The sequence below is a fragment of the Pseudomonas tritici genome (assembly GCF_014268275.3).
GTDB classification, from domain to species: domain Bacteria; phylum Pseudomonadota; class Gammaproteobacteria; order Pseudomonadales; family Pseudomonadaceae; genus Aquipseudomonas; species Aquipseudomonas tritici.
The window spans coordinates 1,114,426-1,136,840 of record NZ_CP077084.1; the positions used below are offsets into that span (position 1 = coordinate 1,114,426).

The 22,415-nt window shown below is 56.8% G+C and carries 25 protein-coding genes and 1 tRNA gene; 9 read left to right on the forward strand and 17 right to left on the reverse strand.

The window, feature by feature from the left end; all coding sequences use genetic code 11:
* Positions 1–7 precede the first annotated feature (7 nt).
* The 3 genes from sctS to sctU are packed head-to-tail and all read left to right on the forward strand — an operon-like array spanning position 8 to position 2,164.
* Positions 8–271, forward strand: coding sequence for a type III secretion system export apparatus subunit SctS (gene sctS, locus HU722_RS04775; protein ID WP_065879665.1), 264 nt, complete (start codon positions 8–10; stop codon positions 269–271).
* 10 nt (positions 272–281) lie between these two features.
* Positions 282–1,070 carry a type III secretion system export apparatus subunit SctT gene (sctT, locus tag HU722_RS04780; RefSeq protein WP_065879664.1) on the forward strand — a complete coding sequence of 263 codons (789 nt, stop codon included), beginning with the start codon at positions 282–284 and terminating at the stop codon, positions 1,068–1,070.
* Positions 1,067–2,164 carry a type III secretion system export apparatus subunit SctU gene (sctU, locus tag HU722_RS04785; RefSeq protein ID WP_065890568.1) on the forward strand — a complete coding sequence of 366 codons (1,098 nt, stop codon included), beginning with the start codon at positions 1,067–1,069 and terminating at the stop codon, positions 2,162–2,164. The genes sctT and sctU overlap by 4 nt, the downstream gene beginning before the upstream one ends.
* Here the strand turns inward: sctU and HU722_RS04790 are convergent, their stop codons facing one another.
* From HU722_RS04790 to HU722_RS04870, 17 genes are all read right to left on the reverse strand, one after another.
* Positions 2,165–2,503 carry a transcriptional regulator gene (locus HU722_RS04790; protein ID WP_065879662.1) on the reverse strand — a complete coding sequence of 113 codons (339 nt, stop codon included), beginning with the start codon at positions 2,501–2,503 and terminating at the stop codon, positions 2,165–2,167.
* 11 nt (positions 2,504–2,514) lie between these two features.
* The gene (gene hrpT / locus HU722_RS04795; RefSeq protein WP_065879661.1) at positions 2,515–2,718 is read right to left on the reverse strand and encodes an HrpT family type III secretion system protein; all 204 of its coding nucleotides are present in this window, start codon (positions 2,716–2,718) and stop codon (positions 2,515–2,517) included.
* Positions 2,715–4,760, reverse strand: a complete 2,046-nt coding sequence (gene sctC, locus HU722_RS04800) for a type III secretion system outer membrane ring subunit SctC (RefSeq protein ID WP_371905299.1) — start codon at positions 4,758–4,760, stop codon at positions 2,715–2,717. Before sctC ends, hrpT begins: the two co-directional genes overlap by 4 nt.
* 104 nt (positions 4,761–4,864) lie before the next feature.
* On the reverse strand, positions 4,865–5,257 hold the full coding sequence (locus HU722_RS04805; RefSeq protein ID WP_083207171.1) for a type III secretion protein: 393 nt from the start codon (positions 5,255–5,257) through the stop codon (positions 4,865–4,867).
* A gap of 1 nt (position 5,258) precedes the next feature.
* Entirely contained in the window at positions 5,259–5,486 is a 228-nt protein-coding gene (locus HU722_RS04810; protein WP_065875209.1) for a hypothetical protein, read from the reverse strand.
* A gap of 119 nt (positions 5,487–5,605) precedes the next feature.
* Positions 5,606–6,175 carry a type III secretion system stator protein SctL gene (gene sctL / locus HU722_RS04815; RefSeq protein WP_065875208.1) on the reverse strand — a complete coding sequence of 190 codons (570 nt, stop codon included), beginning with the start codon at positions 6,173–6,175 and terminating at the stop codon, positions 5,606–5,608.
* A gap of 583 nt (positions 6,176–6,758) precedes the next feature.
* The gene (sctJ, locus tag HU722_RS04820) at positions 6,759–7,544 is read right to left on the reverse strand and encodes a type III secretion system inner membrane ring lipoprotein SctJ (protein ID WP_065875206.1); all 786 of its coding nucleotides are present in this window, start codon (positions 7,542–7,544) and stop codon (positions 6,759–6,761) included.
* Between the two features lie 6 nt (positions 7,545–7,550).
* Entirely contained in the window at positions 7,551–7,910 is a 360-nt protein-coding gene (locus HU722_RS28800) for an EscI/YscI/HrpB family type III secretion system inner rod protein (protein WP_225930677.1), read from the reverse strand.
* A 615-nt stretch (positions 7,911–8,525) separates the two neighbouring features.
* Positions 8,526–9,449 carry a sigma 54-interacting transcriptional regulator gene (locus HU722_RS04830; protein WP_065875205.1) on the reverse strand — a complete coding sequence of 308 codons (924 nt, stop codon included), beginning with the start codon at positions 9,447–9,449 and terminating at the stop codon, positions 8,526–8,528.
* A 416-nt stretch (positions 9,450–9,865) separates the two neighbouring features.
* Complete coding sequence (ychF, locus tag HU722_RS04835; protein WP_049710111.1) at positions 9,866–10,966, reverse strand: redox-regulated ATPase YchF; 1,101 nt, start codon at positions 10,964–10,966, stop codon at positions 9,866–9,868.
* A 21-nt stretch (positions 10,967–10,987) separates the two neighbouring features.
* Positions 10,988–11,572: an aminoacyl-tRNA hydrolase gene (gene pth / locus HU722_RS04840; RefSeq protein ID WP_017529915.1), complete on the reverse strand. Its 585-nt coding sequence runs from the start codon at positions 11,570–11,572 to the stop codon at positions 10,988–10,990.
* Between the two features lie 168 nt (positions 11,573–11,740).
* Positions 11,741–12,346 (reverse strand): 50S ribosomal protein L25/general stress protein Ctc, encoded by a 606-nt coding sequence (locus HU722_RS04845; protein ID WP_065875203.1) that lies wholly within the window; start codon positions 12,344–12,346, stop codon positions 11,741–11,743.
* Positions 12,347–12,484: 138 nt separating this feature from the next.
* Positions 12,485–13,426 (reverse strand): ribose-phosphate pyrophosphokinase, encoded by a 942-nt coding sequence (locus tag HU722_RS04850; protein WP_003208392.1) that lies wholly within the window; start codon positions 13,424–13,426, stop codon positions 12,485–12,487.
* A 46-nt stretch (positions 13,427–13,472) separates the two neighbouring features.
* Positions 13,473–13,547: transfer RNA gene (locus tag HU722_RS04855), tRNA-Gln, on the reverse strand.
* 37 nt (positions 13,548–13,584) lie between these two features.
* A complete protein-coding gene (gene ispE, locus HU722_RS04860) occupies positions 13,585–14,388 on the reverse strand; it encodes a 4-(cytidine 5'-diphospho)-2-C-methyl-D-erythritol kinase (RefSeq protein WP_189683732.1) in 804 nt (267 codons plus the stop codon).
* Between the two features lie 49 nt (positions 14,389–14,437).
* Positions 14,438–15,055 (reverse strand): lipoprotein insertase outer membrane protein LolB, encoded by a 618-nt coding sequence (gene lolB, locus HU722_RS04865; protein ID WP_049710107.1) that lies wholly within the window; start codon positions 15,053–15,055, stop codon positions 14,438–14,440.
* Positions 15,056–15,059: 4 nt separating this feature from the next.
* Positions 15,060–16,784, reverse strand: coding sequence for a tetratricopeptide repeat protein (locus HU722_RS04870; RefSeq protein WP_065879659.1), 1,725 nt, complete (start codon positions 16,782–16,784; stop codon positions 15,060–15,062).
* Positions 16,785–16,967: 183 nt separating this feature from the next.
* Here HU722_RS04870 and hemA point away from each other — a divergent pair, with 183 nt between their 5' ends.
* From hemA to HU722_RS04900, 6 genes are all read left to right on the forward strand, one after another.
* Entirely contained in the window at positions 16,968–18,257 is a 1,290-nt protein-coding gene (hemA, locus tag HU722_RS04875) for a glutamyl-tRNA reductase (protein WP_065875200.1), read from the forward strand.
* Positions 18,254–19,336, forward strand: coding sequence for a peptide chain release factor 1 (gene prfA, locus HU722_RS04880; protein ID WP_065879658.1), 1,083 nt, complete (start codon positions 18,254–18,256; stop codon positions 19,334–19,336). The genes hemA and prfA overlap by 4 nt, the downstream gene beginning before the upstream one ends.
* Positions 19,337–20,167, forward strand: coding sequence for a peptide chain release factor N(5)-glutamine methyltransferase (gene prmC, locus HU722_RS04885; protein ID WP_065890564.1), 831 nt, complete (start codon positions 19,337–19,339; stop codon positions 20,165–20,167).
* Positions 20,161–20,916, forward strand: a complete 756-nt coding sequence (locus tag HU722_RS04890; RefSeq protein WP_065875197.1) for a molybdopterin-synthase adenylyltransferase MoeB — start codon at positions 20,161–20,163, stop codon at positions 20,914–20,916. Before prmC ends, HU722_RS04890 begins: the two co-directional genes overlap by 7 nt.
* The gene (gene murI / locus HU722_RS04895; protein WP_065875196.1) at positions 20,909–21,709 is read left to right on the forward strand and encodes a glutamate racemase; all 801 of its coding nucleotides are present in this window, start codon (positions 20,909–20,911) and stop codon (positions 21,707–21,709) included. Before HU722_RS04890 ends, murI begins: the two co-directional genes overlap by 8 nt.
* 113 nt (positions 21,710–21,822) lie before the next feature.
* Positions 21,823–22,341 carry an acyloxyacyl hydrolase gene (locus HU722_RS04900; RefSeq protein ID WP_065875195.1) on the forward strand — a complete coding sequence of 173 codons (519 nt, stop codon included), beginning with the start codon at positions 21,823–21,825 and terminating at the stop codon, positions 22,339–22,341.
* The last annotated feature ends 74 nt before the right edge of the window (positions 22,342–22,415 follow it).

Here is a 22,415-nt window from a genome sequence, read left to right on the forward strand (position 1 = left end):
GTAACTTATGGAACCCATCGTGCTGTTCAAGCAGGGCATGTTGCTGGTGGTAGTGCTGTCGGCGCCCCCGTTGATCGTGGCGGTGACGGTGGGGGTGTTGACGTCGTTGGTGCAGGCGTTGATGCAGGTGCAGGACCAGACGTTGCCCTTTGGTATCAAATTGGTGGCGGTGGGCATCACGCTGATCATGACCGGCCGTTGGATCGGTGTGGAGTTGATCCAATTGATCAACCTGACCTTCGACATGATCAGCCGTTCGGCCCTGAGCTGAGGCGCTGCCCGTGCTGCTCTATCTCGAATTTCTGCCCAGCCTGGTGATTGGCATGGCGCGTATCTACCCCTGCGGCATCCTGGTAGCGGCGTTTTGCTTTCAACATATACGCGGCATGCCACGGCACACCATTGTGATGGTCATGGCACTGCTGCCCGCGCCGGGTATCCATGCGGCATTGGCAGGCCAGGACCACTCCGCAATCATGCTCAGTGCTTTGGTGTTCAAGGAGCTGGCCTTGGGGTTTTTACTGGGGGTGTTGCTGGCAATGCCCTTCTGGATGTTCGAGTCGGTGGGGGCGCTGCTGGATAACCAGCGCGGAGCCTTGGCGGGGGGCCAGCTCAACCCTTCGCTGGGGCCGGATGCGACACCGATTGGGCACCTGTTCAAGCAACTGGCGGTGTTTCTGCTGATGGCGAGCCTCGGGTTGGGTACCTTGACCCAGGTGATCTGGGACAGTTACCTGATCTGGCCTCCCACCGCGTGGTTTCCGCTACCGGCGGTGAACGGCATGGGCGTATTCGTCGGCCTGCTGGGCGATACCTTCACGCATATGATGCTCTACGCCGCGCCATTTATTGCGGTGTTGCTGTTACTGGAATTCGGCATCGCGCTGCTGGGGGTCTACAGCCAACAGTTACAAGTGAGCACGCTTGCGCCACCGGTCAAATGCCTGGCAGGTATCGGTATTTTGTTGCTGTACTTTGCACTGCTGCAGGACCTGATCGTCGGGCGCATGAGCCTGCTGGGCGACTTGAAACACTCACTCGGTCTCTTGATAAAGGTCGCGATCCCATGAGTGATTCAGGCGAAAAAAAACACCCGGCCTCAGCCAAAAAACTGCGTGACCAACGCAAGACAGGCCAGGTCGCCCAAAGCCAGGATGTCGCAAAGTTACTGGTGCTGACCGCCATCAGCGAGATTGCCTTGTTCACCGCCGAGACCAGCCTGCAACGCTTCCAGCAATTGATGCTCTTGCCGATGTCACGCCTGACTCAACCCTTTGCGCGAGCACTGGAAGAAGTGCTGTTCGAGGGTTTGGTGGTGTTTTTCTCATTTGCTCTGTTGATGGTCGGGGTGGCGATTGCCGCCAAGCTCATCAGCAGTTGGATGCAGTTCGGGTTGCTGTTTGCTCCGGAGACCCTGAAGCTGGATTTCAACCGCCTCAACCCGATCAGCCAAATCAAGCAAATGTTCTCAGCCCAGCAATTGATGAACCTATTGATGAGCGTTGCGAAAGCAATTCTTATCGCTTTGATTTTGTACGTGGTGATCCGACCCTCATTGGGCACGCTGATCAACCTGGCCACCAGCGATCTGCAAAGTTACATCCTGGCGTTGATTGCGCTGTTTCGTCACCTGCTGCATGCCTGCCTGGGCATGCTGCTGGTGCTGGCGCTTATCGACCTGGTGATGGTCAAGCACTTCTTTGCCAAGCGCATGCGCATGACCCAAGTGGAGGTCGTCAAAGAGTACAAGGACATGGAAGGTGACCCTCACGTAAAGGGGCAGCGACGGGCACTGGCGCATCAGATGGCTCAGGAAGAACCAAAGGTCAAGCTGCCCAAGCTGGAAGAGGCCGATATGCTGGTGGTCAACCCGACTCACTTTGCCGTGGCCCTTTACTACCGGCCCGGTAAAACGGCGCTGCCCCTGCTGGTCAGCAAGGGCACAGATGACGACGCGCGCAAATTGATCCGGCGCGCCAAGGCGGCCGATGTGCCGGTGATCCAGTGCGTCTGGCTGGCCCGCACGCTCTACACGAAAAAACTGGGAGCCAGCATACCCCGCGAAACCTTGCAGGCTGTGGCGCTGATTTACCGTACCTTGCGCGAACTCGATGATGAAGCCAAGCGCGAAACCCTGGAACTGCCGGAGCTCGAGCAGCGCTGATCACCTGTCCAAGGCTTGCAGATTGGCCAGCGACAGCATTCGGCTGAGGATCCTGTCGAGGGTGGCGTTCGTTGCCGGCAATGCATGCCAGATCACCAAATGGCCTTTGGCGTCGAGGTAGATAAAACAGCCATCGAACGCCACCGCCTGTTCAAAACGTCGCTCCAACGCTCGCTGCAATTGCCCGGCCTGCAACGCTTCGCGAGCGACTTGCAGGGCCAGCCCTGGGCGATTTCCGGCGGGCAGTGTGCACACCTTGATACCGGGCGCGAGGGACAAGTGAGCGGCAGCGCCGCTCACCAGGTTTTCCAGAAATACCTGGCGCTTATAGTCGGGCATTTCCTGGGACCTCATCGTTCCAGTGACACAGTCTGGTAATCCGCCCGCTCACCGGCGGGGCCAGGTTCGACGCGCATCTGCGGCGGCCACCAGATCACCATCTTGTCCTTGGTCGATTGCGGGCGTGAGCACGAATCACCTTTGCAGGTGGGCGTACAGCCGGTGATGAGCACCGCTGCGCCGATCAGGGTTATGCACAAAAGTCTAAGTTTCATGGCGTAGCCTTTTTATCGGAAGTGATCAAGGACGGACGGGGCACACTGATATGTTCATCCTTCAACACGGGGCGCATGGCGATAAATACCTCGGCTTCTTCACCTGGCTTGAGCCAGGCACGTGGCCATACGGTGACCGCGAGGGTCTGCGAGTTGCTGCATTCCTTTTCATCGATACGCACATTGCGCTTGAACTGGTTGCGCAACACCACGACCGCCACGTTGTATTCCGGGCCGGCGTACCACTGGCTGCGTTCGGTATTCAATGCCAGCAAGTCTCGGGTGCTGCACAAGGTGTTCAGCCCCAGAGGCATCGGCGCGGGTTTGAACGCCTTGGGCACTTCCCCGCTGACGAGGCGTGCCAGGGTGCCGATGATGTCACTGCGCTTGATCACCGGCTCATGGGGGGAGTAGCGCCTGGCCAGTGGTGTGAGAGCGGCTTGTAGCTCGGCCTGGTCGGCTTGCGGCAAGTAGCGGGACGGGTCGTCCTGGTCGCCGATAACGCGTGGTGTGAGGATAAACAAGCGCTCACGCCGATTATTCTGGCGTTCGGTCGATGAAAACAGCGCCTTGCCCAACAGTGGAATATCCCCCAGCAGGGGGATCTTTTTTTGCCTGTCAGAACTTTCAGTGACGTGGAAACCGCCGACCACCAGCGAGCGCTTTTCCTCCATGACGGCCTGGGTACTGACCTTGCCCCGGCGCACGTCCAAGTGATTGGGGTCGGGGTTGGTCTCGTCGAAATTGCCATCCTCAATATCCACTGCCAAATGGATCTGGTGAACGCCGCGGCTGGTGGTGACCCTGGGTACGACTTGAAAGCTGGTGCCCACGGTGACCGGTAAGATAGTTGCGTATTCGCTGCCGGGGGTCAGGTATTGGGTGCGGTTGAAGTCAATCACCGCGGGTTGGTTTTCCAGGGTGAGCACCGAGGGGTTTGAGACCATGGTTGCCAGCCCTTTGGCTTCCAGCGCGCGGATATCTGCGTAGAAACGATCACGGTTCTCGATCGATAACTGCGACGAGGTGCCGGGTGCCATGTTCACGCCACCCCGGAAACGACTGTTCTGGAAGCCCCAGTTCACCCCGAATTCGCGCAATTGCGTGCGCTCGATATCCAGAATGATCGCATCGATTTCGATCAGCTTGCGCGCGACGTCAAGTTGCGTGATCAACTCACGGTACATGGCCTGGCGTTCCGGCAAGTCGTAGATCAGCACCGCGTTGTTGCGCAGATCGGCTTCGACGCGTATCCGGCTGTTGGAGACGGGCGCGCGCGGGGTCAATGCGGGGGCTGCGTCGAACTGACCGCTATTGCCATTTGCACCGAGCATTTGGCCTAGCAATGGGTTACCCAGCCGAGGGATGTTGGGGGGGAGCGGGGCAGGCTGGGACGTCGGGCGCTGGCTCAGTCCAGTGAGCGCAGGAGCAGAACGTGGTTCCAGCAGCCCCCGCAGAATAGTGGCGACGCCAGGTACGGTGAGCTTCTCTCCGCGATAATCCACATGACGGTCCGCCGCGCTGGCGAACTTCAGCGGGTAACTCAGCACGCTCTGCTTCTCATCCGGCGAGCGGCGCTGACTGCTGAACTGCTTGATCTGATCGATATAGCGCTTGGGGCCGGAGACGAGTACCACGCCGTCTTCGGGCAACTCGCCCCAACCGAAACGGCTGTCGAGCAATCCGATATCGGTCAGCGCCTGCTTGAGGTCGGCAATCGTTTCCGAGGAAACTTCCAGGCGCGCGGACTCCTGCTGGTCCAGTGTGCTGATGAAGAGGGTGTTGTTGTAGAGGTACCACTGAAAACGGTGCTCGACGCCCAGCCTGTCCAGCATGGATTGCGGGGTATTCGCGCGGATCTTGCCGTTGACGTCGCCTTCCAGCAGGCCCTCGATTTGCAATTGCGTGCCGAAGGTCTGGGCGAAGTCTTCGAGCACTTCCCGTAGAGGTTTGTGTTCGGCCTCATAGGCGTAGGCGGTGTTTTTCCATTCGGGTGGAATGGCAGCAAGTGTGGTCTCCATTGGGCTAAGCAACCAAGGCATCACTATCAAGCAACCCCAACGGGCTCGTTTTGATGGTGCACCAGATGAGTCCGTTTGCAAGTACTCAGGCTTGAAAGGTGGTGAATACATGGAGAGTTCTCTGATTAGTGCGTCATTGATCGTAGCAAGGTGGGAGTCACGCTCTTGCGGGGGCGGGAAAGGCGTGCGGCAACAGCTCGCCAGGTGTCGCGTTGGTTGAGCAGGGCTTCGAGAGAATCGATCAGGGTTTGTTCGCCTTGATCTGCGTGCAGACACTGGATTAGCCAGAGCGCACCATTGGTGGGTGCTTGAGCGAGCGCGCCGTGGAAGCGATTCAGGCTCGCGCCTCCCAGCCGTATCCATGTTTGCAGTTGCGAGTTATCGGGTGCTTGGCGGGTCAGTTGGACACTTAAGTGCAAAGTGCAAGCATGACGTTGCAAGACTATTTCAAAATCGTCTTCGGACAAGCTAATTTGTTTTTCGCCGCTGTTAAACCATTTAATAAGTAAACTGTTCAATTTACTGAAAGCTATCAAATGTCGTTTTGTACATCATGTGGGTGGCACGGCCATGTTCATGCTGTGCCAACTGAGTGTAAAAAGTATCCCTCGATAATTTTCCGAATATCGCTGAGAGTTCGCTTAGGTCACCAGGATCTTGCATGGCGTCGTCCATGGCATTGTCAAACTGTTTCTTGACAGCGTTTCGACTGCTTAAAAGTTGCGGTGCTAATTTATAGAAGTCCATATTTTCTTTCCTGATGTGTTTGCTGATGCTGTGGTTGTGGCTTTCCTCCAGTGATCAGTTCCTTTTTTATACGACTTTGAAAAAAATCTTACGTGAGTTTGTTTTTTTGACTACGCGCTCTAATGTTGTCCAAGCGCTTCAAGCATTGAACTCCAGCTGATACGGAAGTCTCCCTCATCTGTTTTAAGCACTAGCGTTTGAGGCTCGACAGTTTCGTCAGGTTGAAGCTTCCAGAGCGTGGACCTCTGGTGGGCGAAGCATCGTTTTACGATCTCTGTTTCAAGGGGATGGCAGAGTAGTGTCGCGCTGACTTCTGGGAGCTGAACCGCTATAAGATGCCTGAGCAGAGCTGCCAGACGTTTCGGTTCTGCGGTATCGTCAAGCAGTCTGTTGATGGCTTGATTGACGACTGAGGTGGCGTACCTTTCCAAGTCGTCGCACATTCTCTGACGTTCACTTTCCCAGCGCTTGAACTGGGCGTCCGCGCGTTGCCATATTTCAAACGCAGCCCTCTCCAGCATTGCTTCACGTTCTTCATTAGCTTCAGTCAGCAGCTTATTGGCTTGTGCCGTGGCGTGGCTCAGTAGTTGGCTGCCCTGCGAGAAGTCAGCAAGCGTCTGGCGCGAGATGAGGGTTTGCGCCAACTCAAGGTTGTCCTTTTGAACTTCAATTGTGCGTCGGCAGAACATCGCTATGCTCCTTGCTCGTTCGAGTCAGAATGAGTGTTAACGCGTGCCATGGTCGTAGCACGCCAAACGAACGCTTGCCAGAGTGTGTCCAGGCGGCCGTGTCCACTTTCAAGTGGAGAATATTTTTTCTCCATCTCAAGCACGCGTTCATAGGGGAAACGCAGTCTTAGACGCTGCCAAATGGCGGGCTCAACCCAGTTATGGAGCAGTTGCAGCGGATCATCGTTGGGTAACAGTATGTCCGGAGGAAGGGCCCTGGAAAGACGCATGCACCACAGCTGATGATCTTTGCTCAACGGGGTTACTGGCACAGGATTGAACGTACAGTGAATCAGCAAGAGTATTAAGTTGAGCTGCTCGGACGAGGCAAGAACCAGTCGAAGTAGAGTGGGAGTAGGGGGCGGGGGCAAGCAGGGAGCGATACCAACAGCGTTGAGGTTCATTGAAATGCCATTGCGATAAAGCGTTTCTATGGCCGCGTACTTATCGACAGATCTCCAGTCTTCGTGGGCGTATCGCCATGGGAGCGCCCACCACTGAGCCCACGTCAAACCCTCTTTAATCAGGTCGTCGTCACCAGGCATCATGAGGCTGAATGGTCAACTGGCAGTGGCGCCAAGAATGCTTGCTGTCGCTTATGGCGTAAGAACAATAGGGTAGAAGCCGCTAGCACTAAGCCGATCAGCAAGGACGTCACGCTGACTTGCCAGAATCCGATGTCACTCTCGGGGACGAGAAACGGACCGAAGTAAGCCATATGTTGCTGTTCCTGATACGCCGTCGCTGGCACGAATATCACGGTGAGCTTTTGCGGATTGTCCACGGCTGAAGTCATACCGGGGAGGCTGCTCGCCACGAGTCTGCGAACACGTGCCCGGATGTGGTCGGGGTCGAGACGTGCGTCGTGCTTTATAAAGACTGAAGCCGAGGCGGGCTGGACCGGTTCGCCTGGGGCTATGCGTTCGGGGAGTACCACATGCACTCGAGCGACAATGACACCGTCAACGTTGGATAAGGTGGATTCAAGCTCTTGTGATAGGGCATAGATGTAGCGAGCACGCTCTTCAAGGGGCGTTGAAATAACGCCTTCCTTGCGAAACGTATCGCCTAGCGTGGTTCGCGCCAATCTGGGTAGGCCTGCCGCTTCGAGCGTGCGTACTGCGCGCCCAATGTCTCGCGCATCGACAGCAACGACAACGCCATCTTTGGCTGCGACTTTTTGGGCGCGAATATTTTTGTCTGCAAGTTCTGCAATGACTTCATTTGCTTCTTGTTCGGTCAGTTTGCTGTGGAGTTCGACACGGTCGCCGCAACCGTTCAGCACAAATGTCAGGAACACGAGCAACACTACGGGCAGAAAATGATTCATACCTACCTACTGCAAATTACAAATCTTGTCGATACATTGGGTTGTTTTGCCAAGGCTCTTCACCAGGATTTGCGACTGAAACAACGCATTGGACAGTTGGTTCGGGAATTTGCCGAGCAGTTCTTCATTGCCCTTCTTGCTTATACCCTTCAGGGTCTTTTTGAGTTGGTCTGTTGTACTAGAAAGCTCTGAGGACGCGACAGTTAATATATTTGAGTTTTGCAAGAGGGCAGTAATCGGCTGGCTTGAGTGTGCAAGTGCCGATTTGAAGAAGTCCACATCCGAATGGGATGCCAGAGAGGCGAGGTCTGCCTCATTAGCGGCGAAACCACTACGCGTTGATCTTACAGCTTCTGTAGTTTTCATAGAGAGCCTGGCGTATGAAGAATGATGGATTGGCGCCCGTCCGGCGATCAGGAGTAAACGTTGTCTGTTTATCGTTTATTGCCATCTCCCCGACCATGAGTCGGGGAGATGAGCTTTATTAGTTTCGCGCTTGAATGGTGGCTTTGTCGTATGAATCTTTTTTTGCGTCATTCATGTCTTTAGCGGCTATAAGTTGGTCCTCTTTGGCTCGCTGCTTTTCTCCTTCCATTTGAGTGTCAGCGTTTTGGTATGCGTTATATCCGCTGTACGGCGAATTGCTGGAACTTGGAATCATAGGTATATCTCCAATTTTCAATTTGAGTGTTCGCATCACGTGGGCCGATATTCGGATGTCAGGAGTACATGGTCATCCGTCTAGGACCACAAAATGAGTGGTGCTCGAAATTAATTAGTTCCAGATATTTACACCATGGCATTTCAAAATATTGCACGGTCTTCCAGCTTTGCTCTCGATGTAATACATTGCACAATGTTGCGGCATCTTTTTGAACAATCATGGCTTTCATGTATAGTTCTTGGCGAGCGTAAACGCGCCGTTTAGAGTGTGTCATTGTTGGTGGAAAGTCATGGTTTTCAGTGGATGAGCCTGCGGCCTTAACTCAATAATATGTCCAGTTGTTTCATTCGGTAATATAGCGTCCGCTTGGCCACTCCCAATTCCTTCGCTGCGCCATCCACACAGTGAGCGTTGCGGTGTAGAGATTCCTCGATCAGTACTTTTTCGATTTGTTGCATTCGCTCTTTAAGACTCGACTTGATTCGCGGAATGCCCACCTCAGCCGCAGCCAGGGGCGTCAAGCCCAATACAAAGCGTTTAGCCGTAGAGCGTAGTTCGCGCACATTGCCCTGCCATGAATGGCATAGCAGTTGCTGGAGTAGTTCGCTGGAGGGGCAGGGAGTAGTGCAGTGATAGTAGGCGGCTTCCTGCCGAGTCATGTTCAGAAATAAAGGGATGATGCGTTCGCGCCGATGACGCAGTGGGGGAAGACTAATGTTGACAACATTAAGGCGGAAATACAGGTCCCGTCTGAACCTACCTTGCTCGACCATCTCATGCAGTGATTGTTGGGCGGACGCGATGACACGCATGTCCACCGGTATGAACCGGGTTGAGCCCAAGCGTTCAACACCCCGCGACTCCAGCGCCCGTAACAGCTTGGCTTGCAATGCGAGTGGCATGCTATCGATCTCGTCCAAGTACAAGGTGCCCAGGTGTGCGGCCTCGATGACGCCTGCTCGTGACTGTACTGCACCGGTGTACGCGCCGCTATTGACGCCGAACAGTTGGCTTTCGGCCAAGCTTTCCGGGATGGCGGCACAGTTAACCGCAATGAAGTTTCCCTTGCGGTGGGAGAGGTAGTGGATGTGTTGTGCCAGTGTATCTTTACCGGTACCTGTTTCTCCCAGCAAGAGAATATCTATATCAAGAGTGGCGGTATTGTTTATAGTTGTTTGGATGCTCGGGCAATCAGGAAAGGTTATATCTGTTATGAGCCTGTTCTGGCTAATCGTCGACATAGCAATTTGCTCCAATGCAGAGGCCGCTTTCAGAGGGCTATCTCCCTATGTTCTTAGTTAATCAGGATTTTTTTATGTTGTCATGATGGGGGCAAAACTTTGGAGGAGGTGAAGTGTGTAATTTGAAAAAATTAAAAAATTACAAGTGTTGATTTGTGTTTTTTTTAAAGTTTTGCGTAAGGGAAATCTTAAAATTATAGTAAGTAATTTTTAGCGGCTTGGTATTTTTCTGAGTGCCGTAATTAGTTATAAGTTTTTTGTGTTTTTAAAGTGTTAGAGCAAGTTTCACGCTCAGGAATTTTGTCATTTTATCTAGCAGTTTCAAATTTCCCGACATTCGAGTTCGTTCAAGCGCCCACAAAAAAGCCGATGCAATGCATCGGCTTTTTTAGCTCGGTATAAACCGCAGGCAGCACTTACACGTTGAAGCGGAAGTGCATCACATCGCCATCTTTAACGATGTATTCCTTACCTTCCAAGCGCCACTTACCGGCTTCCTTGGTACCGGCTTCGCCCTTGTACTGGATGAAGTCGTTGTAGGCGATCACTTCGGCGCGGATGAAGCCCTTCTCGAAGTCGGTGTGGATCACGCCGGCAGCCTGTGGCGCGGTGGCGCCGACTTTGACGGTCCAGGCGCGGACTTCTTCGACACCGGCGGTGAAGTAAGTCTGCAGGTGCAGCATTTCGTAGCCAGCGCGGATCACACGGTTCAAGCCAGGCTCTTCCAGGCCCAGGGCCTCGAGGAACATGTCTTTTTCTTCGCCGTCATCCAGCTCGGCGATTTCTGCTTCGATCTTGTTGCACACCGGAACCACGATCGCGCCTTCTTCGTCGGCAATGGCCTTGACCACGTCCAGCAGCGGGTTGTTCTCGAAGCCGTCTTCAGCAACGTTGGCGATGTACATCACAGGCTTGGTCGTCAGCAAATGGAAGCCCTTGATCACCGCTTTTTCGTCGGTGCTCATGTTCTTCATCAGGCTGCGCGCAGGCTTGCCTTCGGTGAAGTGAGCAATCAACTGCTCCAGCAGGCCTTTCTGGACCACTGCGTCCTTGTCGCCGCCCTTGGCGTTACGCGCGACTTTTTGCAGTTGCTTTTCGCAGCTGTCGAGGTCGGCGAAGATCAGTTCCAGGTCGATGATCTCGATGTCACGCTTCGGGTCAACGCTGTTGGAGACGTGAATCACGTTCTCGTCTTCGAAGCAGCGGACCACGTGGGCGATCGCATCGGTTTCGCGGATGTTGGCCAGGAACTTGTTACCCAGGCCTTCACCTTTCGACGCACCGGCTACCAGGCCGGCGATGTCGACGAATTCCATGGTGGTCGGCAGGATGCGCTTGGGATTGACGATGGCCGCCAATGCCGCCAGGCGCGGGTCCGGCATAGCCACGATGCCGCTGTTGGGCTCGATGGTGCAGAAGGGGAAGTTCTCCGCTGCAATACCGGACTTGGTCAGGGCGTTGAACAGGGTGGATTTGCCGACGTTGGGCAGGCCGACGATGCCGCAATTGAATCCCATGGTGTTTCCCCTCGGTAAGAGTCAAGCCTTCTGGCTGTGCAGGTTTTTCATCGCGCGGTTCCATTCACCGGCGAAGATATCCGGCAGCACGCCGAGGGCAAAATCGATGCTGGCATCGAGTTTTTCCTGTTCGGCGCGTGGCGCACGACCCAGGACGAAATTTGAAACCATACTGGCAACGCCTGGGTGGCCAATGCCGAGCCGCAGACGGTAGAAATTATTCTGATTACCCAGCTGCGCGATGATGTCGCGCAGGCCATTGTGCCCGCCATGCCCGCCGCCGAGCTTGAGCTTGGCAACGCCGGGTGGCAGGTCCAGTTCGTCATGGGCCACCAGGATTTCCTCGGGTTTGATCCGGAAGAAGCCCGCAAGCGCCGCGACAGACTGGCCGCTGCGGTTCATGTAGGTGGTGGGAATCAGCAGACGAACATCCTGACCCTGATGCGAGAAGCGCCCGGTCAGGCCAAAATATTTGCGATCGGCCGCAAGGTTTACACCTTGTGCGTGGGCGATGCGCTCAACAAAAAGGGCCCCCGCGTTATGCCGGGTCTGTTCGTATTCGGCGCCTGGATTTCCCAGGCCAACGATCAGTTTAATGGCAGTCACGACAGGGGCCCTTCCTTTGGAGTTGTGGATAACATCGCCGCAACCTGGTTGCGGCGAAAGTGGACGACAGAAGCTAACTTATCCAGAGATAAACTTCGCGTTATCGCCCGCTTTCTCGCTACGTTTCGGTCCGCGATGTTTCCTCAAGCTCCGACGTTACAGAGCAAATTACTCTGCAGCGGTTTCGCCTTCTTCATCTTCTGCTACTACACGTGGCGCGTGGACGTTGGCAACAGCCTTGTCGTCGTCGTGAGCCAGTGCTACGAACTCAACGCCTTTAGGGGCTTTGAGGTCGGACAGGTGGATGATGGTGCCGATTTCAGCAGCCGACAGGTCGACTTCGATGAACTCAGGCAGGTCTTTCGGCAGGCAGCTTACTTCCAGCTCGGTGGCGGTGTGGGAAACAACGCCGCCTTTCTTGACTGGAGCTTCTTCACCGATGAAGTGCACAGGCACGATAGCGGTCAGCTTTTGACCGGCTACAACGCGGATGAAGTCAGCGTGCAGCACGTGGCCTTTGGCTGGGTGGCGTTGCAGAGCCTTGATGATGACGTTCTGCTTTTTGCCACCGACGTTCAGCTCGATGATGTGGCTGTAGGCCGCATCGTTTTCGAGCAGTTTGGCAATTTCTTTAGCCAACATGCTGATGGATTCAGGGGCTTTTTCGCCACCGTAAACTACAGCTGGAACCAGGCTTGCGAGACGACGCAGGCGGCGGCTCGCACCTTTCCCCAGGTCGGAACGCACTTCAGCATTCAGAGTAAAATCGTTCATGTTGTATCTCCAAAATAACCACATTCGCCCCAGCGTTTGCGACCAGCGCTAAAGGCGATATGGGCAAAAAAGCCCCGCCCCAACAGTATGCTGGGGCGGGGCGCTTTTCGTCAGTGAGGTGTACCGAAGGTTTGACCCTTAACGGAACATCGCGCTGATCGATTCTTCGTTGCTGATACGGCGAACCGCTTCGGCAACTACCGGTGCGATATCCAGTTGACGGATACGCGAACAGGCTTGAGCAGCAGCGGACAACGGGATGGTGTTAGTCACCACCAGTTCGTCCAGCATGGAATTCTCGATGTTCTCGATCGCTCGGCCCGACAGCACAGGGTGTGTGCAGTAGGCGAAGACTTTAGCTGCACCGTGCTCTTTCAAGGCTTTGGCCGCGTGGCACAGGGTGCCGGCGGTGTCGACCATGTCATCAACCAGAATACAGGTACGCCCTTCGACATCACCGATGATATGCATCACTTCAGAGTGATTGGCTTTCTCGCGGCGTTTGTCGATGATCCCGAGGTCAACGCCCAGGGATTTGGCAACAGCCCGTGCGCGCACGACGCCACCAATGTCCGGGGACACGATCATCAGGTTTTCAAAGCGCTGGTCTTCAATGTCATCCACCAATACTGGGGAGCCGTAGATGTTATCTACCGGAATATCGAAGAACCCCTGGATTTGGTCAGCGTGCAGGTCAACCGTGAGAACACGGTCGATACCTACCACGGTCAGCATGTCAGCAACGACTTTCGCGCTGATAGCCACACGTGCGGAACGCGGACGGCGATCCTGACGGGCATAACCAAAGTAAGGGATTACAGCTGTGATTCGAGTCGCTGAGGAGCGGCGGAAGGCATCAGCCATCACGACGAGTTCCATCAGGTTATCGTTGGTCGGAGCGCAGGTCGGCTGAATAATGAAGACGTCTTTACCGCGGACATTTTCATTGATCTCGGCTGTAATTTCGCCGTCGGAGAATTTACCGACAGAGATGTCACCGAGAGGGATATGCAGCTGACGTACGACACGTCGAGCCAGATCGGGGTTGGCGTTCCCCGTAAAGACCATCATCTTGGACACGCGCAGTACCTAGAGGCTGAGGGTAACCTGGATGAGTATAGGAAAATGGCAGGGGCGGCTGGATTCGAACCAACGCATGGCAGGATCAAAACCTGCTGCCTTACCGCTTGGCGACGCCCCTGTATCTGTTGCAACGAGTGCCTAACACTCGATTCCTTTTAGAGCAGACTTTGCAGCTTGCGATGCAACATCGAAACGTTGCTTCCTTTTGCTACAAACCCTGTAAGGGTCTCTGTAAGAAGGGCCGAGACTTTATCAGCTTCAGCTTTGCTTGGGAAGCCCCCAAACACACAACTTCCAGTTCCGGTTAATTTTGCTTCGGTAAATTTACCTAACAAATTCAAAGCGTTACGTACCTCTGGATAACGCCTTGCTACAACCGGTAAGCAGTCATTTCGACTGTTTCCCTTGGGAACGGGGCGCACTTTAATGGGAGGAGAGTTACGTGTCAACAGCGGATCTGAAAAAATTTCTGCTGTACTTACAGATACTTGCGGAACAAGCACAACGTACCACGGCTCTTCGGGGTATTCCGGGCTGAGTTTCTCCCCCACACCCTCGGCGAAAGCCGCGTGCCCGCGCACGAAAACCGGGACATCAGCACCCAGCGTCAAACCCAGCGCAGCCAGGCGATCATGGTCCCAACCCAGTTGCCACAAATGATTCAGGCCCAGCAATGTGGTTGCGGCATTCGAGCTGCCGCCACCGATACCACCGCCCATGGGCAGGATTTTATCGATCCAGATATCGATGCCGAGCGGGCAGCCGGATTGTTCCTTTATTTTTTTGGCGGCCTTCACAATCAGGTTGCTGTCGTGAGGAACGCCGTCGAACTCGGTGTGCAACTGGATCACGCCGTCGTCGCGCACGGCAAAAGTCAGCTCATCGCCGTAGTCGAGAAATTGAAACAGCGTCTGCAACTCGTGATAACCGTCTTCGCGGCGACCCAGAATATGCAGCATCAAATTGAGTTTGGCCGGGGAGGGCAAGGTCAGCGTTTGTACGGTCACGTTATTGCCCCAGCTTGCGCGGTTGCCAGTCCTTGATCACCAGCGTGACGTCAAGGTCGGTACCGTGCAGTTTGATGCGCTCGGGCAACCAGTAACCGCTTTGTTCTACGTAGCTTAGGTATTCGACTTGCCAGCCATCCTGTTCCAGGGTAGCCAGGCGGCTGTCGCCATTCAGGCTCAGACGGCTTTTGCTGTCAGGCGCTGGCAGGCCGCGTACCCACCATACCAGGTGGGAAACCGGCAGCTTCCAGCCAATCTGTTCTTCAAGCAGTACTTCCGGCGAGGTCGCCTCATAGCGCCCCTGGTTGGCCACTTCAAGGCTGACTTGCCCCGGTCTGCCGGTCAGGCGTGCGGCACCCCGGCCCAGCGGGCCGGAGAGACGAATGTCGTAGTAATCCTGGCGTTGCAGCCAGAACAACGTGCCGCTGCCGGAATCTTTGGGGGCGCGAACCCCGACTTTGCCTTCGATCTGCCAGCCATCGATGCTGCTGAGCTGGTCTTTGTGTTGTTTCCATTGCGCCGGGTTGCCCTGGCCCTCAACGGATTCACGGGCACCGAAACCCGCGCAACCGGCGAGCAGGGCGATAAAACTGAACACTACGATGTGGCGCAAGAACATAAGCTTAAAGGGTCTCGGAACCGGTCAGGCGCTTGATGGTGCTGCGCAGGATGGGGCTTTCGGGTTGTTCCTTGAGGAATTTTTCCCAGATTTGACGTGCTTCGCGCTGTTTGCCATTGGCCCACAGCACTTCGCCCAGGTGCGCGGCGACTTCCTGGTCGGGGAAGCGTTCCAGCGCCAGGCGCAGCAAGCGTTCGGCTTCGTCCAGGTTGCCCAGGCGGTAATTCACCCAGCCCAGGCTGTCGAGTACGGCCGGGTCTTCCGGGTTGAGCTTGTGGGCTTGTTCGATCAGTGCCTTGGCTTCGTCGTAACGCGTAGTACGGTCGGACAAGGTGTAGCCCAAGGCATTGAGGGCCATCGCATTGTCCGGGTCGCGCTTGATGATCAGGCGCAGGTCTTTTTCCATCTGCGCCAAGTCATTGCGTTTTTCCGCTTGCATGGCGCGGGTGTACAGCAGGTTCAAATCGTCAGGGAATTGCAGCAACGCTTGTTGCAGCAATTTCCAGGCGCGCTCACCCTGATTGTTGGCCGACAAAGTCTCGGCCTGGATCAGGTACAGCTGGATCGCATAGTCCGGCTCGGCATCGCGGGCGGCGGTCAGGCGTTTTTCCGCCTCATCGGTGCGGCCGTTGCTCATCAGGATATCGGCCTGGCGCAATTGGGCTGGCAGGTAGTCATTGCCGGGGCCGACCTGGGCATATTCGAGCAAGGCGGCCTGTGGGTCGTTGCGTTCTTCGGCGATACGGCCGAGGTTCAGGTGCGCCGAATCCACATGGCTTTCGCGCTGGATCAGCTCTTCCAGATAACCCTTGGCCTCGTCCCACGCCTTGGCTTCCAGGCATACCAGCGCCAGGGAGTAACGCAGCTCGTCGTCGTCCGGGTATTGCTGCACCAGGTTGGCGAACTGCACCTTGGCGTCTTCCATGCGGTCCTGTTCGACCAGCATGCGTGCGTAGGTCAGGCGCAGGCGCTTGTCATCCGGATACTTCTTGATACTTTTTTCCAGCAGAGGAATGGCTTCCTTGCCGCGATTGAGGTTCTGCAGCAGGCGTGCGCGCAGCAGGATCGGGGCGATTTCGCCTTCTTCCGGCGGGTTCTGCTCCAGCAGCTTCAGCGCTGCGTCGGCTTCGTCATCCTGTTGCAGCAACAAGGCCTTGCCGAAAACCAGCTGGCTGTTCTTTGGATGTTTTTGCAGCAGGCGGTCGAAACTCTTCATCAGGCCATTGCGCGTGTCCTGGTCGGTGTCGGCAGCTGACAGCGCGAGGAAGTCGAAATGGGTGTCGCCTTTGCCCTGCAGGACTTTCTCCATGTAGACCATGGAGTCGTCATAGCGCCCGGCGCGCGCCAGTTGGATCGCCGCGGCTCGCTGTGCTTCCAGATCGTCCGGTGCGTTTTTCGCCCAGATCAGCGACGTGTCCAGCGCAGCCTGGTCGGCGCCCAGGTACTCGGCGATGCGAAACGCCCGCTCGGAAATCCCCGGATCCTGGGTGTTGATGGCCTGGGTCACGTAATTGTCCAGCGCAATATCGAAGCGATTGCGCTGGCCGGCCAGCTCCGCGCTCAGCAGGCTGAACACCGTTTCTTCACTGAACGAGGAATAAACCTTGGGCTTTTCAGGGGCGGGGGTGCTGTCTTCTACGGGCGGTGTACCGTCCGGCGACACGGGTGCCATGGCCTGGCAGCCGCTGAGGAAGACAAAAGCAAGGAGCAACGCGGAAGATCTATTCATATAGGAAGAGGACGACTAACCTGCGGTCGGATCATCATGACACAAGCCTTCGGCCAAACATAACCGAGACTCAGCGGACGCCTTTCATAGGCACAACATATAGGGACAATAGACGACGGTGGTTGTTCTGAATCTTTCGAAGTAGGACAATTGTCGGCTTCCCGACATCATCAGCGATCTTGAATGGCCTTCCTCGCACTCGGTATTAACCACAAGACTGCCTCCGTAGACGTGCGCGAGCGCGTGGCGTTTACGCCAGAGCAGTTGGTTGAGGCCTTGCAGCAGCTCTGCCGGCTCACCGACAGTCGCGAAGCTGCGATCCTTTCAACCTGCAATCGCACCGAGCTTTATATAGAGCAGGAACATCTTTCAGCGGATGTAGTGCTGCGCTGGCTGGCCGATTTTCACCATTTGAGCCTCGATGACCTGCGTGCCTGCGCTTATGTGCATGAAGAGGATGCGGCAGTTCGTCACATGATGCGTGTGGCGTCCGGTCTCGATTCGCTGGTGTTGGGTGAACCGCAGATCCTCGGCCAGATGAAGTCCGCCTACGCCGTAGCGCGCGAGGCAGGAACCGTCGGCCCGCTGCTGGGGCGCTTGTTCCAGGCCACGTTCAATTCCGCCAAGCAGGTACGCACCGACACCGCCATTGGTGAAAACCCGGTGTCCGTGGCGTTTGCTGCGGTCAGCCTGGCCAAGCAGATTTTCAGTGATTTGCAACGCAGCCAGGCCTTGTTGATCGGCGCGGGGGAGACCATTACCCTGGTCGCCCGTCACCTGCATGACCTGGGGGTCAAGCGGATCGTGGTCGCCAACCGCACGCTTGAGCGCGCCAGCATCCTCGCCGAACAGTTCGGCGCGCATGCCGTGTTGCTGTCTGACATCCCGGCCGAACTGGTGCGCAGCGATATCGTCATCAGCTCTACCGCCAGCCAGTTGCCGATCCTTGGCAAGGGCGCGGTCGAAAGCGCATTGAAGCTGCGCAAGCACAAACCGATCTTTATGGTGGATATCGCCGTTCCCCGCGATATCGAACCCGAAGTCGGCGAGTTGGACGACGTTTACCTCTATAGCGTTGACGATCTGCACGAAGTGGTCGCCGAAAATCTCAAGAGCCGCCAGGGTGCAGCCCAGGCTGCTGAGGAAATGGTCAGCACCGGCGCCGAAGATTTCATGGTGCGCCTGCGTGAATTGGCGGCGGTGGATGTGCTCAAGGCGTATCGTCAGCAAGGCGAACGCCTGCGCGACGAGGAGCTGGTCAAAGCCCAGCGCTTGCTGGCCAATGGCAGCAGCGCTGAAGAGGTGCTGATGCAACTGGCCCGGGGCCTCACCAACAAGTTGCTCCACGCCCCCAGCGTACAATTAAAAAAGCTTACTGCCGAAGGCCGCCTCGATGCGCTGGCCATGGCCCAGGAACTCTTTGCCCTCGGTGAGGGCGCGTCAGAAAGCTCTTCGGATAAAAAACCGCAATGAAAGCGTCACTGCTCAATAAACTGGACGTGCTCCAGGACCGTTTCGAAGAACTGACCGCCTTGCTCGGCGATGGCGAGGTCATTTCCGATCAGACCAAGTTCCGCGCCTATTCCAAGGAATACGCCGAAGTTGAGCCGGTTGTGGCCACCTATAAAAACTTGCTGAAAGTGCAGGCCGATCTTGAAGGCGCCCAGGCGCTGCTCAAGGACAGCGACCCGGACATGCGTGAAATGGCCGTGGAGGAGGTCCGCGAGGCCAAGGAAAAGCTGGCCGAGCTGGAAGTCGACCTGCAGCGCATGTTGCTGCCCAAGGACCCGAACGATGGGCGCAACGTGTTCCTTGAAATCCGTGCCGGCACTGGCGGTGACGAGGCGGCGATCTTTTCCGGCGACCTGTTCCGCATGTATTCGCGTTATGCCGAGCGTCGCGGCTGGCGGGTCGAAATCCTCTCCGAGAACGAAGGTGAACACGGCGGCTATAAAGAAGTCATCGCGCGGGTTGAAGGCGATAACGTCTACGGAAAGCTCAAGTTTGAGTCCGGTGCACACCGCGTGCAGCGCGTTCCGGCGACTGAATCCCAAGGCCGCATCCACACCTCGGCGTGCACCGTCGCCGTGTTGCCTGAGCCGGACGAGCAGGAAGCCATCGAGATCAACCCGGCTGACTTGCGTGTCGATACTTACCGCTCGTCGGGCGCCGGTGGTCAGCACGTCAACAAGACTGATTCGGCGATCCGTATCACCCACTTGCCGTCGGGTATCGTGGTTGAGTGCCAGGAAGAGCGTTCCCAGCATAAAAACCGTGCGCGGGCGATGTCGTGGCTGTCGGCCAAGCTCAATGACCAGCAGACCAGCGCCGCCGCGAACGCGATTGCCAGCGAGCGCAAGTTGCTCGTGGGTTCGGGCGACCGTTCCGAGCGTATCCGTACCTACAACTTTGCCCAGGGCCGGGTCACCGACCACCGGGTTAACCTCACCCTTTATTCCCTTGACGAAATTCTCGCGGGTGGCGTCGACGCGGTGATCGAGCCGTTACTCGCCGAGTATCAGGCCGATCAATTAGCGGCGATAGGTGAATAAATGACCATCATTGCCAGCCTGCTGCGCGCCGCTGATCTGCCCGACTCGCCCACCGCGCGCCTGGATGCCGAATTGCTGCTGGCGGCTGCGCTGGGCAAGTCCCGCAGCTACCTGCACACCTGGCCGGAAAAAATTGTCAGCAGTGAAGACGCGTTGACCTTTGCCGGCTACCTGCAACGCCGTCGCGGCGGTGAGCCGGTGGCGTATATCCTCGGCCAGCAAGGTTTCTGGAAGCTGGACCTGGAGGTCGCGCCGCACACGCTGATCCCGCGTCCGGACACCGAACTGCTGGTGGAAGCCGCCCTGGAATTGTTGCCAGCCACGCCCGCCAAGGTCCTCGACCTGGGGACCGGCAGCGGGGCCATCGCGTTAGCTCTGGCCAGCGAGCGCCCAGCCTGGCAGATCACCGCTGTCGACCGTGTATTGGAAGCTGTGGCCCTGGCCGAGCGCAATCGCCAGCGCCTGCACCTCGATAACGCAGCGGTGCTGAACAGCCACTGGTTCAGCGCGTTGCAGGGTCATACCTATGACCTGATCATCAGTAACCCGCCGTATATTGCCGACAATGATCCACACCTGGTGGCCGGTGACGTGCGCTTCGAGCCGGCCAGCGCATTGGTGGCCGGTCATGATGGCTTGGACGACCTGCGCTTGATCATCAAAGAAGCCCCCGCTCACCTGAACGTCGGTGGCCGGCTGTTGCTGGAGCACGGTTACGACCAGGCCCCGGCTGTGAGCGATCTGCTGCTGAGTGAAGGCTTTGAAGAGGTACACAGCCGTATCGATCTCGGCGGACACGAGCGCATCACGCTGGGACGCCGGCCGTGCTGACCGATCAGGAGCTGTTGCGCTATAGCCGACAGATTCTGTTGCAACATGTCGACATCGACGGCCAGTTGCGCCTGAAAAACGGCCGTGCATTGATCGTGGGGCTTGGTGGCCTGGGCGCACCCGTTGCGCTGTACCTGGCGGCCGCGGGCGTGGGCGAGTTGCATCTGGCGGACTTCGACACGGTCGACCTGACCAACCTGCAACGCCAGATTATCCATGACACCGACAGCGTCGGGCAGACCAAGGTCGATTCAGCCCTGCGCCGCCTGAGCGCCATCAACCCCGAAATCAAGCTGATTGCCCACCGCACGGCGCTGGATGCCGACTCCTTGGCTGCCGCGGTAGGTGCGGTCGATGTTGTGCTCGATTGCAGCGACAACTTCTCCACGCGCGAGGCGGTCAACGCTGCTTGCGTTGCCGCCGGAAAGCCATTGATCAGCGGCGCGGCGATTCGCCTTGAAGGCCAATTGTCTGTGTTCGACCCGCGTCGCGCCGAAAGCCCGTGTTACCACTGTTTATATGGGCACGGCAGCGACACCGAACTTACCTGCAGCGAAGCCGGCGTGGCCGGCCCGCTGGTGGGGGTGGTGGGCAGCCTGCAGGCGCTGGAGGCCTTGAAGCTGCTGGCCGGTTTCGGCGAACCCTTGGTAGGCCGCCTGTTGCTTATCGATGCCTTGACCACGCGTTTTCGCGAGCTACGCGTCAAGCGTGACCCTGGCTGCAGCGTGTGCGGGACCCAACATGGTTAAGGGCGCGCCAATCGGTGTGTTCGATTCCGGTGTTGGCGGCTTGTCGGTACTGGCCGAAATCCAGCAATTGCTGCCCCATGAGTCGCTGCTGTACGTGGCCGACTGCGGGCATATCCCCTATGGCGAGAAAACCCCGGCGTTTATTCGTGAGCGCTCGCGGCAGGTCGCGGCGTTTCTCCGCGACAAGGGCGCCAAGGCATTTGTGATTGCCTGCAACACCGCGACCGTCGCGGCCGTCGCCGACTTGCGCCAGGACTATCCCGACTGGCCACTGGTGGGCATGGAGCCCGCTGTCAAACCTGCTGCCGCCGCCACCCGCAGCGGCGTGGTCGGTGTGCTTGCCACCACCGGCACGCTGCAAAGCGCCAAGTTCGCTGCGCTGCTGGACCGCTTCGCCACTGATGTTCGGGTCATCACCCAACCCTGCCCGGGCCTGGTGGAGCTGATTGAAACCGGCGACCTGAACAGCCCCGCCCTGCGCCAGTTATTGCAGGGTTACATCGAACCGCTGCTCAGCGCCGGTTGCGACACCATCATCCTCGGCTGCACCCACTATCCCTTCCTCAAGCCGCTCCTGGCGCAGATGCTGCCCCCCAGCATCATCCTTATCGACACCGGTGCCGCCGTGGCCCGCCAGCTCAAGCGTTTACTGAGTGAGCGCGATCTTCTGGCCGTCGGCGACCCTGAACCTGCACCTGCACAGTTCTGGACCAGTGGCGATCTGCAACATTTCAGAAACATCCTACCTACACTATGGAAATCTTCCGGAAATGTGAGTAATTTCAGTTTGTGAAAAAGTCGTGAAAAAATCACGGTTTTTGACTGAACTTCTGCATTAATGGCGACTTCTATAGCACGTTAGCCTGTACATAAAATCTTACAACGTCGTTTGAAGGGATGTTTCATATGAAGCGTTTTCTCTGTTTGGCTGCGCTTGCGGCCGCGGTAATGGGGCACTCTTTTTCGGCGCAAGCCGCCGGGTTGGAGTTTGGTCTGGGGGCAACCAGTGATTCAACGCTGACCTATCGGTTGGGGTTGACGTCGGATTGGGACAAGAGCTGGATGCAGAGCGATACCGGTCGCCTGACGGGCTATTGGAGCGGCGCTTACACTTACTGGGAAGGTGACGATCGCGCTGGCGCCAGTAGCCTGTCGTTCTCGCCCGTGTTTGTGTATGAGTTTGCCGGGCAGTCGGTCAAACCCTACATCGAAGCCGGGATCGGCGTAGCGGTGTTCTCCCGTACCAAGTTGGAAGACAACAACATTGGCCAGGCCTTTCAGTTCGAAGACCGCCTGGGTTTTGGTCTGCGGTTTACCGGTGGGCATGAAGTGGGCATTCGTGCCACGCACTATTCCAACGCCGGGATCAGCAGCAATAACGATGGGGTAGAGAGCTACTCGCTGCATTACACCATGCCGCTGTAGTCTTCAGGCCGCTGAAGATATCCCCTGTGGGAGCGAGCAAGCCCGCTCCCACATTTAGATCCCCACTCATTTCA